Annotated in this window: 17 protein-coding genes; 3 read left to right on the top strand and 14 right to left on the bottom strand. The window is 42.8% G+C overall.

Translation table 11 applies throughout. The features are described from left to right. The first annotated feature begins 18 nt into the window (after nt 1-18). On the top strand, nt 19-660 hold the full coding sequence (locus DFP75_RS01550; RefSeq protein ID WP_110571743.1) for a DsbA family oxidoreductase: 642 nt from the start codon (nt 19-21) through the stop codon (nt 658-660). A 191-nt stretch (nt 661-851) separates the two neighbouring features. Further along, nucleotides 852-1,046, top strand: coding sequence for a (2Fe-2S)-binding protein (locus DFP75_RS01545; protein ID WP_110571742.1), 195 nt, complete (start codon nt 852-854; stop codon nt 1,044-1,046). A gap of 15 nt (nt 1,047-1,061) precedes the next feature. Here DFP75_RS01545 and bfr (DFP75_RS01540) read toward each other — a convergent pair whose 3' ends face one another. The 3 genes from bfr (DFP75_RS01540) to parC form a co-directional block, all read right to left on the bottom strand. Beyond that, a complete protein-coding gene (bfr, locus tag DFP75_RS01540) occupies nt 1,062-1,526 on the bottom strand; it encodes a bacterioferritin (RefSeq protein WP_110571741.1) in 465 nt (154 codons plus the stop codon). Between the two features lie 11 nt (nt 1,527-1,537). Next, the gene (gene bfr / locus DFP75_RS01535; protein ID WP_110571740.1) at nt 1,538-2,011 is read right to left on the bottom strand and encodes a bacterioferritin; all 474 of its coding nucleotides are present in this window, start codon (nt 2,009-2,011) and stop codon (nt 1,538-1,540) included. 119 nt (nt 2,012-2,130) lie between these two features. Then, nucleotides 2,131-4,428, bottom strand: coding sequence for a DNA topoisomerase IV subunit A (gene parC / locus DFP75_RS01530; protein ID WP_110571739.1), 2,298 nt, complete (start codon nt 4,426-4,428; stop codon nt 2,131-2,133). Between the two features lie 185 nt (nt 4,429-4,613). On the opposite strand from parC, the gene DFP75_RS01525 reads away from it, so the two are divergent. Continuing rightward, nucleotides 4,614-5,336 carry a hypothetical protein gene (locus tag DFP75_RS01525; protein ID WP_110571738.1) on the top strand — a complete coding sequence of 241 codons (723 nt, stop codon included), beginning with the start codon at nt 4,614-4,616 and terminating at the stop codon, nt 5,334-5,336. Between the two features lie 26 nt (nt 5,337-5,362). Here DFP75_RS01525 and DFP75_RS01520 read toward each other — a convergent pair whose 3' ends face one another. From DFP75_RS01520 to mrdA, 11 genes are all read right to left on the bottom strand, one after another. Beyond that, complete coding sequence (locus DFP75_RS01520; protein WP_110571737.1) at nt 5,363-6,250, bottom strand: GNAT family N-acetyltransferase; 888 nt, start codon at nt 6,248-6,250, stop codon at nt 5,363-5,365. 323 nt (nt 6,251-6,573) lie between these two features. Beyond that, entirely contained in the window at nt 6,574-7,452 is an 879-nt protein-coding gene (gene aguB / locus DFP75_RS01515) for an N-carbamoylputrescine amidase (protein WP_110571736.1), read from the bottom strand. Nucleotides 7,453-7,500: 48 nt separating this feature from the next. After that, nucleotides 7,501-9,402, bottom strand: a complete 1,902-nt coding sequence (gene speA / locus DFP75_RS01510) for a biosynthetic arginine decarboxylase (RefSeq protein ID WP_110571735.1) — start codon at nt 9,400-9,402, stop codon at nt 7,501-7,503. A 156-nt stretch (nt 9,403-9,558) separates the two neighbouring features. After that, entirely contained in the window at nt 9,559-10,518 is a 960-nt protein-coding gene (lipA, locus tag DFP75_RS01505; protein WP_110571734.1) for a lipoyl synthase, read from the bottom strand. A 1-nt stretch (nt 10,519) separates the two neighbouring features. Continuing rightward, nucleotides 10,520-11,164: a lipoyl(octanoyl) transferase LipB gene (gene lipB, locus DFP75_RS01500; protein WP_110571733.1), complete on the bottom strand. Its 645-nt coding sequence runs from the start codon at nt 11,162-11,164 to the stop codon at nt 10,520-10,522. Beyond that, a complete protein-coding gene (locus DFP75_RS01495; RefSeq protein WP_110571732.1) occupies nt 11,165-11,467 on the bottom strand; it encodes an HP0495 family protein in 303 nt (100 codons plus the stop codon). Nucleotides 11,468-11,495: 28 nt separating this feature from the next. Beyond that, nucleotides 11,496-12,644 carry a D-alanyl-D-alanine carboxypeptidase family protein gene (locus DFP75_RS01490; RefSeq protein WP_110571731.1) on the bottom strand — a complete coding sequence of 383 codons (1,149 nt, stop codon included), beginning with the start codon at nt 12,642-12,644 and terminating at the stop codon, nt 11,496-11,498. 81 nt (nt 12,645-12,725) lie between these two features. Beyond that, nucleotides 12,726-13,661 carry a septal ring lytic transglycosylase RlpA family protein gene (locus DFP75_RS01485; protein ID WP_110571730.1) on the bottom strand — a complete coding sequence of 312 codons (936 nt, stop codon included), beginning with the start codon at nt 13,659-13,661 and terminating at the stop codon, nt 12,726-12,728. Further along, nucleotides 13,648-14,706, bottom strand: coding sequence for a lytic murein transglycosylase B (mltB, locus tag DFP75_RS01480; RefSeq protein ID WP_245926924.1), 1,059 nt, complete (start codon nt 14,704-14,706; stop codon nt 13,648-13,650). The genes DFP75_RS01485 and mltB overlap by 14 nt, the downstream gene beginning before the upstream one ends. Next, nucleotides 14,703-15,824, bottom strand: a complete 1,122-nt coding sequence (gene rodA, locus DFP75_RS01475; protein ID WP_110571728.1) for a rod shape-determining protein RodA — start codon at nt 15,822-15,824, stop codon at nt 14,703-14,705. Before rodA ends, mltB begins: the two co-directional genes overlap by 4 nt. After that, nucleotides 15,814-17,697 (bottom strand): penicillin-binding protein 2, encoded by a 1,884-nt coding sequence (mrdA, locus tag DFP75_RS01470; RefSeq protein WP_110571727.1) that lies wholly within the window; start codon nt 17,695-17,697, stop codon nt 15,814-15,816. Before mrdA ends, rodA begins: the two co-directional genes overlap by 11 nt.

Raw genomic sequence — 17,697 nt, 5'->3', positions numbered from 1 at the left:
TATTTGTTAGGAGAATACATGGCCGATCTACGAATCGACATTATTTCAGATCTGGTTTGCCCTTGGTGCTACTTAGGCTACTCACGTCTTAAACAAGCGATTGAGCAGCTGGGAGACGATTACCGTATCGACATTCGCTGGCAGCCATTTGAGCTACATCCTGATATGCCACTAGAAGGGGCAGATCGAGAAACTTACCTAGGTGAGCGGTTCGGTAGCCCAGAGAAGCTAAATGAAGCGACACATGCTATTCAACAAGTGGGGATAGAAGCAGGAATTCAATTCAATTTTTCTGAAAAAGATCGCATTCCCAATACCAAGCTCAGCCATCAATTTGTACTGGCTGCCACTAAGTCTGGGCTAGCGACGCCTTTTGTGTTGGCTGTATTCCATGCCTACTTCACTGATGGAAAGGACATTGGGTCAAAAGTCATTCTTGAAGAAGTCGCCGCAAGCATCGGTATGCAGAAAGCTGACATGGATTATGCACTGAGCCCTGAAGCTCAGCAGCTGACCGAAAGAAAACTAAAGCACTTACGTGACTTAGATATAAACTCCGTACCGACCTATGTTATCAATGACAAATACATGGTTCATGGTGCCCACGACCCTGAAGCATTTCTGAAAGTTCTAACGGACATAGCAGAAAAAGAGCAGTAAACACCCTCTTCGATCCCATCCTTTTGCTGATAAGACCTAAGCTAATTCACGGTCTTATCAGTAAGCCTTACCAACAGCCCCTATAAAAAACTATCAAATATTTAAAATAGATTAATATTTATCTATTGATAATCATTAACATTAAAAATAGAATCGCAAGATCAGAATATTAGTGAGAGTGATTTTCATTTATGTATGTTTGTATTTGTAACAAAGTATCAGACAGAGAGATCAAAGCGTCCATTCAAGAAGGGGCGACAACCATGCGTGAACTCTACAAAGAACACAATATCGGTAGCCAGTGCGGCAAATGTTGCCAGTGCGCAAAAAAGCTACTGAACAGTGAGTTGATCAAGATTGCCGACACCCAAGTTCAAGTAGCTTAATGGCAAAGAACTAAATTACATTTGTGATTGCAGGTAGTTTTCAATACCAGAAGTTGCAATCAAATGCTGTTGAGTTTCGAGCCAATCTATCTGCTCTTCTTGCTCTTCTAATATCTTTTCTAAGGCATCACGACTCATAAAGTCTTTTTTCTGCTCACAAAGATCAATTGCCGCTTTAAGCGTTGGCAAGGTATCCAATTCGAATTCCAAGTTAGCCGCAATCATCTCTTCGCTATTTTCACCAATGCGCAGACGTCCAAGATCTTGTAAATTAGGCAAACCTTCCAAGAACAAAACACGCTCAATCAAACGATCCGCATTTTTCATTTTTTGGATAGAGGTTTTATAATCCGCCTTGTCCAGAGCACTAAAACCGAAGTCTTTAAACATGCGAGCATGAAGAAAATACTGGTTGATACCAACCAATTCATTGGCCAAAACTTTGTTTAGATTAGCAACTACGTCACGATCCCCTTTCATAGCATCACTCCTTAGTTACCCATCTGTGACTGGTAATAGTTCTGCATACCAATTTTGTCCATTAGACCAAGCTGTTTTTCCAACCAATAAACATGGTCTTCTTCAGTATCAAACAACAACTTCTCTAGCGTTTCACGTGTTTGATAATCCCCTTCTGATTCACATACAGCAATGGCCTCTCTCACACAGCTAACCACTTCAAGTTCAAGGGTCAGGTCATTACTCATCATCGAACGAACATCAGAGCCAATCAACAAATCACGACGTTTCGTCATGCATGGCACACCTTCTAAGAACAAGATGCGTTTGATAAGCCAATCAGAATGCTGAGTTTCTTCTTCCATCTCGTGATTAAGGCGCTCATAAAGTTTATCTAAGCCCCAATCTTCGTACATGCGAGAGTGAATGAAATATTGGTCAATCGCGGCCAATTCGTTCGCTAACAAGGTATTCAAGCTATCAATTACTTTTTTACTGCCTTTCATATTCTTTTCCTCTTATCGTAAGCAAGTCCATTTTTGTAATGGGCACAAAATGTAAAACTTGGTTCAAAAATGGAGAGTCTAGAATTCAATTCTAGACTCTCGCCTTAGTTTGTCTAAGATTAAAATAAATCTTGGCTAGGCGGCTCATCGGTTTTAGCCACCTTTCCTTCTCCCACCTTCACTTCAAGACTGTCAATTCTTTGAAGTCCTCTTGGTAACTTAAGTCCTCTGCGGCCACGCTCACCAAGGTATTCTTCCAAATCTTTTTCTGTGAAGGAAATAAAACGCTTCCCAGCATAAGCCGTTAAAAGATCATTGGGTTGTACGCAAGCTAAGGCAACCACCAGCTCTTCTCTATCCGCAGCACGGGCACTTGGAATGCTAAGCATCTTGTTGCCTTTGCCTTTAGCCATCTGAGGCAACGAAGCCACATCAAATGCCAGCATACGTCCTTCATTTGAAATCGCAACAACACGACCTGACGAAGGATCCTGCACAGGCACAGGTGCAAGTACTTGCGCCCCTTTCGGTAAGGACAATGTTGCTTTACCTGCTTTGTTTTTCGCATACAAATCTTTAAGCTGAGCAACAAAACCATAACCGGCATCGCTTGCGATCAAGTAATAAGCGTCTTCACTATCAAGCACCATCGAAACAATCGTCGCGTCTTTTTCCAACGTAATACGACCTGTTATCGGCTCTCCTTGGCCTCGGGCAGATGGTAAGGTGTGAGCCTTAATCGAATACGTACGTCCATTAGAAGCCACTAGCACGAGCATTTGGTTCGAACGCCCTTTTGTGCTGGCTAGGAACCCATCGCCCGATTTATAGCTCAAACCATTAACATCAATATCATGGCCTTTGGCGGCACGAATCCATCCTTGCTTAGAAATCACCACAGTAATAGGATCATTCGATAGCAAATCTTCTTCGCTAAAGGCTTGCGCTTCTTTACGAGCCACAATCGGAGTACGGCGCTCATCACCAAAAGCATCAACCGCTTCTTGAATCTCGTCCGAAATCAATTTCTTTAACTTACGGTCAGAAGACAGTAGACCTTCGAGCTGCTTACGCTCTTTCTCTAGCTCATCTTGCTCACCCTTGATACGCATTTCTTCAAGCCTAGCAAGGTGACGCAATTTCAATTCTAAAATCGACTCAGCTTGCGCATCACTTAAGCCAAAACGCGACATCAGCTCTACTTTCGGCTTTTCTTCCGTACGAATGATTTCGATTACTTCATCAATATTTAAATAAGCAATCAACAAGCCTTCTAAAATATGCAAACGGCTATTAACTTTGTCTAGTCGGAATTGCAAACGACGACGAACGACATCAATACGGAAACGCAACCATTCAGATAAGAAATTCTTCAACGGTTTCACTTGAGGTAAACCGTCAAGACCAATCACATTCATGTTGGTACGGTAAGATTTCTCTAAATCTGTTGTGGCAAAAAGGTGCGTCATGACCGAATCAATATCAACGCGATTTGACTTAGGCACTATCACCAATCGAGTCGCATTTTCATGATCTGATTCGTCACGTAAATCAACCACCATCGGCAATTTCTTCGCTTGCATTTGCGCCGCAATTTGCTCTAACACCTTGCTACCAGACACCTGATGAGGGAGCTCGTTAACAACAATTTCGCCATCCTCGACAGTAAAGCGAGCTCTGGCTTTAATTTGCCCCTTACCGGTCTCATAAAGCTTAGCGATATCGCTTCTAGGCGTGATAATTTCACCGCCTGTCGGGAAATCTGGGCCTTGAACAAAATTAAGGAGGTCTTCTAATTCTGCATTTGGATTATTCAATAAATGAATGCAGGCTTCGCCGATTTCACGCAAGTTATGTGGTGGAATATCGGTTGCCATACCAACAGCAATACCCGTTGTCCCATTGAGCAATAAATTGGGTAAACGCGATGGTAAAACCGATGGCTCTTGTAGCGTTCCATCAAAGTTCGGAACCCAATCCACGGTTCCTTGGCTCACTTCCTTAAGCAAGACATCCGCGTATTTCGACAATCGAGATTCGGTGTAACGCATGGCTGCGAAAGACTTTGGATCGTCCGGCGCGCCCCAGTTACCTTGACCGTCCACTAATGGATAACGATACGAGAAAGGTTGCGCCATCAGCACCATAGCTTCATAACATGCGCTGTCACCATGAGGGTGAAACTTACCCAGTACGTCACCCACAGTACGAGCGGATTTTTTGTATTTCGCACTGGCTTTTAGACCAAGTTCACTCATCGCGTAAATGATGCGACGCTGAACCGGTTTTAACCCATCACCGATGTGTGGCAATGCTCGGTCTAAAATCACGTACATAGAGTAATTTAAGTACGCTTTTTCTGTGTAGTCTTTTAATGAAAGGGTTTCATTCGACTCAAAATTTGACAACTCACTCAAGGAAACTTTCCTTCTACAATCGTTTGAATGTGTAAATTATCGACACATACGGATTTCATAAACTAATATGGGAACAACTATAAAGAAACATCCCAATACACTGCAACACTCTGCGTAAGATTATCATGGAAAGGCCTGTATTCTCGTGTTTCAATACGGTCAATTATCAAATAAGGTAACGGTTAGTGAATGCGACAGTCCAAAATACAAGCAATCCCCTAGACTACAGTCTTGGCGAGACCAGCAAACGTATTATTGTGCACCAGCAAGATGACCTTTTGATTATTCACGATCACCTTTTTCAAGATGTGACGCCCACCCGCTTTTATCACGACCAAGCAGATACATTCTTGTTTATCATTAAAGGCGAAGCCTACTTGCAACAGTATGCACCAAACAATGTTCAAACCATCGCTGAAGAAATCACCTTGAAAACACACCAAGGAATTTGGCTCAATGCAGACACAATCAACTCTGTCACGTTACTCACCCCCAGAGTCGAATGTTGCTTAATTAGGCTGTCAAATTCAATGAATTCACAGCCAACCCAACCGTTCACGAAAATATCGTCAGGAACCGTTGAGTCGCAATTAGGAAGGAATCAGATCAGAATATGGCCTCTGTGGGAAACAGAGATCGGACGAATTTCACTAGAATTGTATCCTGCGAAATACAAGGAAACACTCTACTACCACAAAACAACGACGCAGTATTTTTTACCACTTAGCGGCTCAACTCTTCTACTGAGCAAATCAAAAACACCTACGGCTTGCCCTAGTATAGGAAAAGTCATTCCACCTAAAGAAGCCGTGGCCATCTTAAACCCAGGAAATCAAAACAGTATTGTCCTATCGGTCATGACCAAGCATTACAACCAAGGGCGCGTTCACCTTCTAACACGAAGCTAGTAAAGTAAACTTTGAACGACATACGGTTATCGCAACACGAGTGCGGTTAAAATATGGTCTTCCCACTTACCATTAATCTTCAAGTAGTCTCTTGCCACGCCTTCTTTATCGAAACCTAACTTCTTCAGCACCGCAGCACTTCGAACATTTCTTGGCATGTAACTCGCTTGTATACGATCAATATGTAACTCTTTAGAAAGATACTCTAATCCCGCGGTTAAAGCTTCATGCATGATCCCTTTGCCTTGCTCGCTTTCTCGGATGCTGTAGCCTAAATTACAAGCTTGAAAAACGCCGCGGATAATATTGGAATAATTAGTATAAGCAAGCATTTTGTCTTCGCTTGGAGACAAAAAGCAGAACACAACGCCCCTGTCCTCAAGAAAATCACGACGCATTTCGCGTATGCGTAATGCACAAGTCTCAAGTGAATAATAGCCTTCGCTTCGAAGAGGCTCCCACTGAGCTAGAAAGTCTTTTTCCTGATTAATATAGTCATACAAGAGCGGCGCTTGGCTTTCGTCCAATATTCTTAACACTCCGCGCTCTGTGACAATACGAGGAAAGCGTGATGCATACAAATCATGATTAGAGTATTTAAACGACATATCCTTCATCACTTCAAACAGCTTTAACGAGTATTCTTCATACCAACAATTTTCACCAATCGTTAAAAGTCTACGCTGTACGTCATTATTTAACCAAGCCTCAGCCTCTGGCTTGCTTGACCAATAAGTGATGAATACATCCGTCTCACCTGAGGAATACTCAGCATCAAGATAACCTGGTTGCTCTTTCACCAGCTCAAGCATTTTTTCAACCATAATTCGGTAGGTCAAATCATCCGACATCAGTTTACTAGAAAGCGAAACACCATAGTAAGGCACTTTATTTGGGGAACTAAATACGCTCATAGACTCTCTAACCTGAAAGATAGATAAATCATAAATGTGTAAACATGAATTATATACACACTTATTGGTAATCTCCGACTATAGTTATTACCTAGGTTTGGACAGATCTATACTGACGCAGTAATACTTTTTATTAAAACTTAGCGATACGCTTTGTGCTGCCGTCATGGGTACTTAGTAATACCCTTTACACTATTATTTTTAAACTCTTATAGGCTTCATAAAGCCTGGTGTAAATAGATCTTCCCTGTTGGTATCCCCCTTTATATCAGTAGGGATAAGGAAAGCTTTTGTGCCCGCTGTGAAGCGGGCACTTTTTTTGGCTATTTATCCCAAGTCACACCAGCACCCGAAGTGATCGCTTGATATTGATCAGGACGTCGGTCACGGAATAGTCCAAATGAACGTCGTGCTTGGCGTATCGCATCTAAATCGTAATCAGAATACAAAATAGTACTTTCATCACGCCCCGCCACACACTTCATCGCTCCCATTTCATCGGTCATAAAAGAAGAACCATAAAACTGGATAAAACTATTCTCACCCTCTTCTCGGCCAACACGGTTCGCAGCAATCACTGGCACCATATTCGCAGCGGAATGCCCCTGCATAGTTCTTTGCCAATGATCTTTTGAGTCCCACTCAGGATAAGGAGGCTCGGAACCAATTGCCGTAGGGTAAAAAATCAGTTCAGCCCCTTTCAAAGCTAATTCACGAGCCAATTCTGGAAACCACTGATCCCAACAAATTCCACAACCAATACGACCGAACTTTGTATCCCATACTTTCACACCGGTATTGCCTGGAGTGAAATAGTATTTTTCTTGGTAACCTGGGCCATCCGGAATATGGGTTTTGCGATACAAATCCATCACATCACCATTGGCGTCGATCATCACCAAAGAGTTATAAAATACATTACCATCACGCTCAAAGAAGCTGATAGGCAAAACGACCCCCAACTCCTTCGCAAGCTTACTCATTGTTTGGATCGCCAAGCAATCATTTACAGGTTGCGCCCAATCAAAATACTCTGGCTTTTGATCAATGCAAAAATACGGTCCCATAAACAATTCTTGCAACAGAACAATATTTGCCTGATTTGCTGCGGCCTCTCTTACTTGCGCAACCGCGTTATCTAAATTCGCTTGAAAATCTGTACTAATTGCCATTTGAACGCAGGCTACTTTTACAGTACTCATACTCTACTACCTCCAAAATATCGTGTGTCATCAGCACAAAGGCTTAGCTTATACCTGAGTCAAATAGGTTGTGCCTTCTAGTACTTTTTTATAAGTAGCCATTAGTTTCACCTGCTCTTCCTGACTAAGCGAGCTTGCTGCTACTTTCTCTTGGTAACGCTTAATTAATTCATTCTCATCATAACTGACAAACTTCAGCACATCCTGAACACTGTCGCCTTTTAGTACATGATCAATTCTAAAACCATCATCCGTTAAATACACATCCACTGAACAGGTATCGCCAAATAAATTATGCAGATCCCCTAAGGTTTCCTGATACGCTCCGACTAAGAAAAAGCCCATCAAATAATCTTCACCTTTTGGTGGCGGTGGCGGCAATGGTAAAGACGATTCAATACCCTGACCGTCTACATAGCTATATAAACAACCATCAGAATCACAAGTAACGTCTTGAATCTTACCTCTAAAAGAAGGCGCTTGATCCAAGCCCTGCAAAGGCAAGACAGGGAATAATTGATCAATCCCCCAAGCATCTGGCATGGATTGAAACACAGACAAATTCACAAACAATTTTTCAGCTAAACGTTCATTCAGCTCATCAATAACAGGACGATGACCTCTGTTACGATTATCTAAACGAGGTAATAAATTACGGCACGCAGATAAAAAGAGGTTTTCGGCTTGCGCTCTTTGGGCAAGGTTAAGCTGGCCGTGGTTATATAAGGTCAAACTATCGTTAAAGTCATCCAGCAAGTCATGATAAATCTCAACCAGAGAGCGACCCTCATCTTGCTGTTCTTTCAAGCTCTGATAAGATGCCCAAAGTCGTTGCAGTTCCAACTCACATTCTTCGCTTGGCTCTTCAATTGGCAAAAGCTCTGCGCCATGCGAAAAGACATCAGCAATCATCATCGCATGATGCGCCGTTACTGCACGACCAGACTCAGAGATCAAATGTGGATGCGGAAGCTCGTATTGTTCACACACATTATGAAAAGCAAAAACAACATTGTTAGCGTATTCACCAATACTGTAGTTTGCAGAAAAGTCATTCTGACTGCGAGTACCTTCGTAATCGACACCCAATCCGCCACCAACATCAACCCACTTGATTTTGACATCCATTTGATGCAGTTCAGCATAATAACGAGCGCATTCTTTCAAACTGTTTTGAATGTCTCGAATACGAGTAATTTGCGAGCCTAAATGAAAATGGATTAACTCAAGGCAATGCAACAAACCCAACTCACGCAAACGGTCAATTGCGCGCAACAACTGAGATGTGGTTAGACCAAATTTCGATTTCTCGCCACCACTATTGCCCCAGTGCGTAGTACAGGTTGACGCAAGGCGAATACGAATACCGATACGTGGCTGAACACCAATCTTCTCCGCTTCCTCTAGAATCCAATCTAGCTCATGCATTTTCTCAACAACGATGAAGACCTGATGGCCCATTTTCTCAGCCATCAAGGCAAGATGAATAAACTCACGGTCTTTGTAGCCATTACACACAATAATGCCGTCAGCATTTTTATGCATAGCAAGTACTGCCATAAGCTCAGGTTTACTACCTGCTTCCAAGCCTACCGTAGATAAATTATCAGGTTGGCAAGCAGCAATTTCTTCAACCACTCGACGCTGCTGGTTTACTTTAATTGGATAAACTATGGCGTATTTTGCTTGGTAGTCGTAGTAGTCTATCGCCTGCTGAAACGAGTTAGTTATTTTCTCAATGCGCGAATGCAAAATATTAGGAAATCGAACAAGGCATGGATATGGAATACCCTGTTGTTTAAGCGCCGCGGAAAGCTCAGTCAAATCGATACTATTTTCTCTATCTGGTAAAGCAATCACTCGACCTTTATCATTGATTGAAAAAAAGTCACTGCTCCAATGACTTACATTATACAGTTCCATCGAATCTTTGATTGACCAAGGCTTCATATCATCTCCAAATTTCTATGTAACTAAACATTAGCCCTCATTCGAATGAGGTACACTTAGTGAAGCACAGACAAATATTTTAGGTGTAATTAAAATAAAAAAAAGCGGCGCTAAGATATACACCTTAGCTCCGCTTTATTCTAACGAAAGAACAAACTAAGACACTCTTTCGCCATGTGCTTGTTTATCCGCATGGTAAGAAGAACGCACCAAAGGACCGCATGCTGCATGCTTAAAGCCTAACTCTTTTGCTACTTCTTCATAACGAGCAAATTCTTCAGGCGGTACAAAACGTGCCATTGGGAAATGATGTTTAGATGGCTGCAAATACTGCCCAATCGTCAACATATCCACGTTATGCGCGCGCAAGTCTTTTAGTACCTCAACGATCTCTTCAAAGGTCTCACCCATACCAACCATCAAGCCAGATTTAGTTGGCACATCAGGGCAGCGATCTTTAAAGTTTTTCAAAAGATCCAGTGACCACTGATAGTCAGAACCAGGTCTAACTTGACGATACAAACGTGGGATAGACTCTAGATTGTGGTTAAACACATCCGGCGGTGCAATTGAAAGCGTATCAATAGCCACCTCCATGCGACCACGGAAGTCAGGAACCAAAGTTTCAATTTCAATGTTCGGACTTTCTGCACGCGTCTCTCGAATACAATCAACAAAATGCTGAGCACCACCATCACGAAGATCATCACGGTCCACAGAGGTAATAACCACATATTTAAGTTTCATGTCGCGAATGGCGGCAGCCAATTCTTTTGGCTCATCTGCACTAAGAGGATTAGGACGACCGTGAGCCACATCGCAGAAAGGACAGCGACGCGTACAGATCTCACCCATAATCATAAAAGTAGCAGTACCATTACTAAAGCACTCACCCAAATTTGGGCAATTAGCTTCTTCACAAACAGAAGCCAGTTTGTGCTCTCGCAACGTTGCTTTAATACGAGCAATCTCAGGAGAAGCGGGCATACGGACACGAAGCCAATCTGGCTTACGAGGTATTTCTTCTGTTGGAACAATTTTCACGGGAATACGCGCCATTTTATCGGCACCGCGTAATTTTTCCCCTTGGACAACGCGTTTGCGTTCAGCTGTCATTCTAATTCCACCCTTGTTGGATAGCCGGATAACTGTATCCGAGTTGTTCAGCAAGCTGATTCGCCAACTGAACTTTTACATTCGATAAATTACTGTCTTTATTAAGACGTTTCATATCAACCATCTGCAAGCCTTGATAGCCACAAGGGTTAATACGATTAAATGGGGTAAGATCCATATCAACATTCAAAGCTAAGCCATGAAATGAACAGCCTCTGCGCACACGCAATCCCAACGAGGCTATTTTTTGCTCATCCACATAAACCCCAGGAGCATCGGGTTTTGGGTAAGCGTCAATGGCATTCTGTGCCAAAGTACCTACCACAGCGTTTTCTAGTACGCTGACCAGATCTCGAACACCAATTCCAAGACGCTTCAGATCCACTAAAACATAAGCAACCAGCTGGCCAGGCCCATGATACGTGACCTGACCACCACGGTCGACTTGAATAACGGGAATATCGCCAGGAGCCAAAAGATGCTCTTCTTTCCCAGCTTGTCCTTGTGTAAATAAAGCTGGGTGTTCAAGCAGCCAAATTTCATCAGCATCGTCTTTTGTCCGATGCTGAGTAAATTCTTTCATTCGCTCCCATGTGTCAGCGTAATCAATCACGCCTAAATCACGGCAAATTAAATTTAGCTGCATTTACATGACCATTTTAACGGCTTCAATCGACATTAAGTCACGATGCAAAGCCGATAATTGATCTTCACTATGAGCAACAATACGAAAACTAAAGCTAACAAAGCGCCCTTTACTAGAGCGATTAATGTTCTCTGCTTCCGCCATTTCTGGTGCATGCACCAACAAGCATTCCTTGATTTCTTGATGGATACCATCGGCATCAATTGAAACTACTTTGATAACGTAGTTTTCACAAGGAAACTCAATTTTAGGTGCATCTACAGCATTTTGTGCCTGATCACCATCTTTCGTAATTAGTGCCATTTCTAGTTTACCATTCGCCTATAAGGCCTTAAAACAAGTTCATAAAGAAGAGTTTAATTTTATCAAAGATTCGCTTGAAGAAACCACCTTCTTCTACCGCCTCTAGTGCCACCACTTGACGCTCTAGTAGTACGTTATTTTCTGAACCAACTACGATTTTCCCTAACACATCACCAACAGCAATAGGCGCTACGATTTCTTTTTGCATACCCAATGTAGCTTGAATAGAGTCGCCTTGTTGACGAGGCATAGTCACTAGGACATCTTCAGAGAAACCAACTTTAACATTTGGCTGACTACCGCCCCATACTCGAGCATTGTTCACAACTTGGCCGCGACTATAAAGCTTACGAGTTTCATAGTATCTAAAACCATAATCCAATAGTTTTTGAGCTTCAGCAGCGCGAGCCGCATCGGATTTGGTTCCCATAACCACTGTAATTAGGCGCGTACCATTACGCACTGCAGATGCGGCCAAACAATAGCCAGCTGCCTCTGTATGACCTGTTTTCAGACCATCAACTGTTTTATCTCTCCACAACAAACGGTTACGGTTTGGTTGGCGGATATTGTTGTATGTAAACTCTTTTTCAGCATACATTTTGTAATTTTCAGGAAACTGCAGAATAGTTGCACGAGATAATTTCGCTATGTCGTGTGCACTAGAGTAATGATCTTCAGCAGGAAACCCGGTCGAGTTAACAAAATGTGAATTGGTCATTCCTAGTAGCTGAGCATGCTGATTCATTAAATCGGCAAATGCGGACTCGCTTCCAGCTACGTATTCGGCAGCAGCAACGCTAGCATCATTACCAGACTGAATAATAATACCGCGCATCAAGTTTTCTAAGCTAACCTGCGTACCTTCACGAATGAACATACGAGAACCTTCCATCCTCCATGCTTTTTCGCTAATCGTCACTTTATCTTCTAAAGATAAATTTCCACGAGCAAGTTCGTACTCAACAATATAAGCCGTCATTAATTTAGTCAGACTCGCTGGCGGCAAAGCTTCATCAGCATTATGCTCGACTAAAACATCTCCGGTATAGGCATCCATCAAAATATAGCTAGAAGCTGATAATTGCGGAGGGGTCGGGATCAATGACGGAGCCGCAAAAATGGAGCCACTTACGAAACAAAATACGAGGGATAGGGTAACTAGGAGTTTTTTCATACTCAAAAAAGTCGTCTTCTAAAAAATGTGAATAAATAATACTAGAGCATTAAACGAATCTCTAGCCCAAACAAATCGTGCCTACGGCACTAAAGCCACCCTAACCGGGTTGCCAAAGCCCTCTTTCTGGAGCTTACTTTGCCATTCAAGTAGTTTATCTGCGCTTTCAAAAGGGCCAACAAAAACCTTATACAAACCATCACTTTGCTTATTAACAACCACTTTAACACTGGTATCAAATGCTTCAAAAAGTCGACGCTTTAGTTGGTCTGCTGACTCTTCTGAACTAAAGGCTCCCATTTGTAAATGAGAGAACCTTAACTCAGCTTCGGGACTTGGGTTTTCAACCGGCGGAGTAGCCAAAGCCTTATCAGACAAGGCTTTCAGTGGTGGAGCAGGTGTACTCACCGCTGTCTCCGATGGACGATAACTCTGCCCTTTCGCTGGCGTTATCGCTTCAATTCTCACCCGTGCCAATCCCTTCTTATGATAATCAAGGCGAGCCGCTGCTGCATAAGAAAGATCGATTAATCGGTCTCCATGAAATGGCCCCCGATCATTGACACGAACAATCACTGAACGCTGATTATCAAGGTTGGTTACCTTGAGGTAAGTCGGCAATGGCAAGGATTTGTGTGCCGCTGAGAACGCGTACATGTCATATGTTTCCCCATTTGAGGTTTTATGACCATGGAACTTCTTTCCATACCAAGAAGCCGTCCCCTCTGCCACATAGCCTTGAGCAGAGTCCATCACCCAATACTTTTTGCCCCAAACTTCGTAAGGGCTTTTATTGCCACCACGGCTCTTTTCTTCCCATTTCGGTACCAAGTCTGGCAAATGATCTACTTTTATATCACCTGTAGGGGCATGGTCTTGCAAAATCGAATAACGCCCGCCCCCAGACGCTTTTTCGTAATCTATTTCATCTTTACCTAAAACATGACGCGTGCTCATACAACCACTTAATACCAGCGAACTAAGGCTGGCAATAAATAGTAGATTAATAGCTCTCATAGCTTCCTATCATCTCCGCAAGCTCAAGTACTGACATGGCATACCGCCTACTTGGGTTATAGTCCATGATGGTAAAAAAGTTCTCGTAGGCAAGCCAATAGGAAACCTCTTCGGCTCCTGTTCTCAAACCAATCAACCCTGTCTTTTTAGGAATAAAGGATTGTGCTGGCAGTACATTAAGTGCCGACCATTCTGTCATTTCAGAACTCGGCGCTCTACCACGATTAACAAAATCTACCACCTTTTCTGGTTCTGCAACGTAGGCCATAACAAACCAAGGCTCTCTCGCCTTCCAACCATGGTGTTTAAGGTAGTTAGCAACACTACCAATGGCATCGGCTTCGGATCCCCATAAGTCAATATGGCCATTCTGGTCATAATCTACTGCCAGCTTTTGATAATTGCTTGGCATAAACTGAACCATCCCCATTGCACCACTATATGACCCTTTTGTGTCGCCAATGTTCCAACCTTCTTGGCGAACTAATAATAAATATGCTTCCAGCTCACTTTGGAAATAATCTTTTCGCCTAGGATAATCAAACGCGAGTGTCGTTAGTGATGTAAAAACGTCCCTTGAGCCAGTTATACGCCCGTAATAGGTTTCAACACCGATTAACGCAACAATGATACTAGGCTCAACACCAAACTCTTGCTGAGCCTTACGTAGCCATTTCTCATTACGTTTAGCAAACTCACGTCCGGCTTTTGCTCTATCTTCGTTTACAAAGCGAGTTTTATATTCATAGTAAGGAGTAATAACTTCGGGTTGGTTGTCGGATTTTTCAATGACCTTAGGACGCACTTTTATATGAGAAAAGGCCAGCTCTAGGCGATTTCTGTCATAGTTGTGCTCTTTTACTAACTTGTTAATAAAGCGCTGAACTTCAGGATAACCTGCATAAGACTCCGCCCATTCCTCAGGCATATCCTCAAGCAGTGAATTACTGACCCCTGAATCAGCGGGTAAGGTTGAGTGATCCATACTACTGCACGCAGTCAGACCAAGCGCTAAAAATACAAATGCAGCTTGCTTAATCATCATCTTGCTCTTTTATGTGTTTGTATTGACATTAAAATCCCAAAGGTCGCCATGATGGTAATAATAGAGGTTCCACCATAACTAACGAGTGGTAAGGGTACCCCAACCACAGGCAGAATACCTGACACCATGCCAATATTTACAAACATATACACAAAAAAGGTAAGCGTTAAACTACCCGCTAATAAACGCGCATAATTATCTTCCGCTGTGGCAGAGATATACAAACCTCGTGCTATAACCAATAGATACGCCAGTATCAACACACCACAGCCCAGCATGCCAAACTCTTCGGCGAGTACAGCGATAATAAAATCTGTATGACTTTCAGGCAGAAAATCTAACTGGGCCTGCGTTCCTTCCAGAAAACCTTTGCCATATAGACCGCCAGAACCAATCGCCGTTTTAGATTGAATAATATTCCAGCCAGAACCCAATGGGTCGCTTTCTGGATTTAAAAACGTCAATACGCGCTGGCGCTGATAATCATGCATGAATTGCCATAATGTGTACCCTGCAATAGGCGCTAATGCCGCAGCACCTAAAATATAACGCCAACCTAATCCCGCGAGAAACAGAACGAAAATGCCTGACACGGCCACCAACAACGAGGTCCCTAAGTCCGGCTGCTTAGCGATAAGTAACACTGGGGTGGCAATCAGAGCAAGCACAATCACTATTTGCTTAAAACTAGGAGGAAGTTGCTTGTCAGAAAAATACCAAGCAATCATCATGGGCATAACAATCTTCATAATTTCGGAAGGCTGAAAACGTAAACCACCAGGTAACGCCAACCAACGCTGAGCGCCTTTTGCCCCCACCCCAAAAAGCAACACACAAATGAGAAGAACAGCAAGGAAAATAAACAAAGCTGGCGAAGCACGCCGCATATATTTAGGAGGGAGTTGTGCCAAGACCAAACACACTAAAAGCCCCACAGCCAAACGAAACACCTGTCGTTCGACCATTGCAACATCCTGACCAGAAGCAGAATAAAGAATAAAAAGACCGCCCGATATTAACAACAATAGCGAGGCCATCAGCAGAATATCAATGTGCACCAGCTTCCATAAGTGGGCATTAGTAAAAGACAAGGCTCTACGATAAACACTATCCCTCATTCTTATTACCTTTTAAATAGTCATATCGCTCAGGGTAGTCATCATAAAGATAGGCATCAAACAACGCCTTACTTAAATCAGCAGGCTTAGAGCTACTACCACCGTTCTCAAAAATTGCAAAAATAGAAATCTTAGGGTTTTTAGCGGGAGCAAAACCAATAAATAAAGCATGATCGTGCAACCTTTTTTCTAAGCTATCTGCATCATACTCTTGGTCTTCTTGTAAGCTAAACACCTGTCCAGTACCTGTTTTACCTGCAATGTCGTATTTCGTTCCTTGCAAACGTCTAGCCGTACCATGGGAGTCGGTGATTACTTTACGCATAGCATCAACCATTCGCTCCCAGTTACGCTGATCTTTCAACACTATATCGTGCTCGTCACCGCGGCCGTCTTCAAAAACAGCGGGCTCATCACCAATCGTGTTTGCCATACGTGGATAAAAATAATGCCCCCTGCTTGCGAGTGCAGATGTAGCGGAGGCTATTTGCACCGGTGTTGCCACCATAAACCCCTGCCCTATACCAACGTTTACTGAGTCACCTGGGTACCAAGGCTCTTTATACTTAGCTTTTTTCCACTCATTTGAAGGCAACAGACCATCACTTTGACCATTTAAATCCAGTAAATTACTCTGACCAAAACCAAAGCGTGTTAAGAAATTATGGATCGGAGTAATTCCCATCTTATTCGCCAATTGATAATAATAGGTATCAACCGACTCTATAATAGAGCGTTCTAAATCAATCCAACCATGACCGGTTCGCTTCCAATCTCGGTAACGTCGACCATCTGGGTTAATTTGGTAATAGCCTTTTGCGAAATAACGCTCAGTCCAAGAGGAAAAACCATACTCAAGACCAGCAAGAGCCATAAACGGTTTAATCGTTGATGCAGGGGGATAGCCACCGCGTAACGCTCGGTTAAATAAAGGCAGCTTTTTTGATTGGCGAAGAATTTTGTAATCGTCGTAGGATATACCGCGGACAAACAAGTTAGGATCATAACCAGGTTTTGAAACCAAGGCTAAAACACCACCCGTTGTTGGATCTATTGCTACAACTGATCCAGTGTAATTACCCAAAAGATCATAAGCATACTGTTGAAGCCTTGCATCTAAAAACAAATGCAGATCTTTTCCTGGGGTTGGATTTTGTCTATCCAGCTCAGACATGATGCGCCCGCGCGCATTCACTTCTACTTTACTAAGACCAGCCTCACCAAAGAGCGTTTTTTCGTAGAAACCTTCAACGCCAGTTTTACCAATAAATAAAGCGCCTTGGTAAGCTTGCTTATCAACCGTTTCTAAATCTTTCGATGTAATACGGCCCACGTAACCAATCGCATGAGCAAACGCCTCTCCATACGGATAGTAACGGGTTAATTGTGCCTCTACTTGAACACCGTCAAGCTTATAGAGATCAACGGCTACTTTCGCCCACTCTTCATCGGTCAGTTGAGATTTGAGTGTTAAGGATTGATAAGGACGGCGGTATTCTTTAAGTCTTTCATCAAAATCCTCCCATTCAGCATCGCTGATTTCAATAATGCCAGAGAGCATTTTTTTCAACTTGGCGAAGTCTTCTACTCGTTCAGGAATAATAGTTAAACTGTGAATCGGCGTATTGTCCGCCAGAATTAAGCCATTACGATCATAAATCAAACCACGAGGTGGAGGTTGAGTGACCAACATCACCCGATTATCATCCGCTTTTGTCTGATAAAGGTCATGTTCTATCACTTGTAAATAGAACAGCCTGGCCATCAATATCATAGCCAGTATCAATACAAATAACGCAGCAGCAATCAAACGATGTTGAGTCAAACGCTGCTCTTGACGATAGTTTCGGAAGTTCTGATGTCGACGGCTCAC

It is taken from the genome of Marinomonas alcarazii (genome assembly GCF_003208215.1).
GTDB classification, from domain to species: domain Bacteria; phylum Pseudomonadota; class Gammaproteobacteria; order Pseudomonadales; family Marinomonadaceae; genus Marinomonas; species Marinomonas alcarazii.
This window is presented reverse-complemented; position numbering and strand designations above follow the sequence as displayed.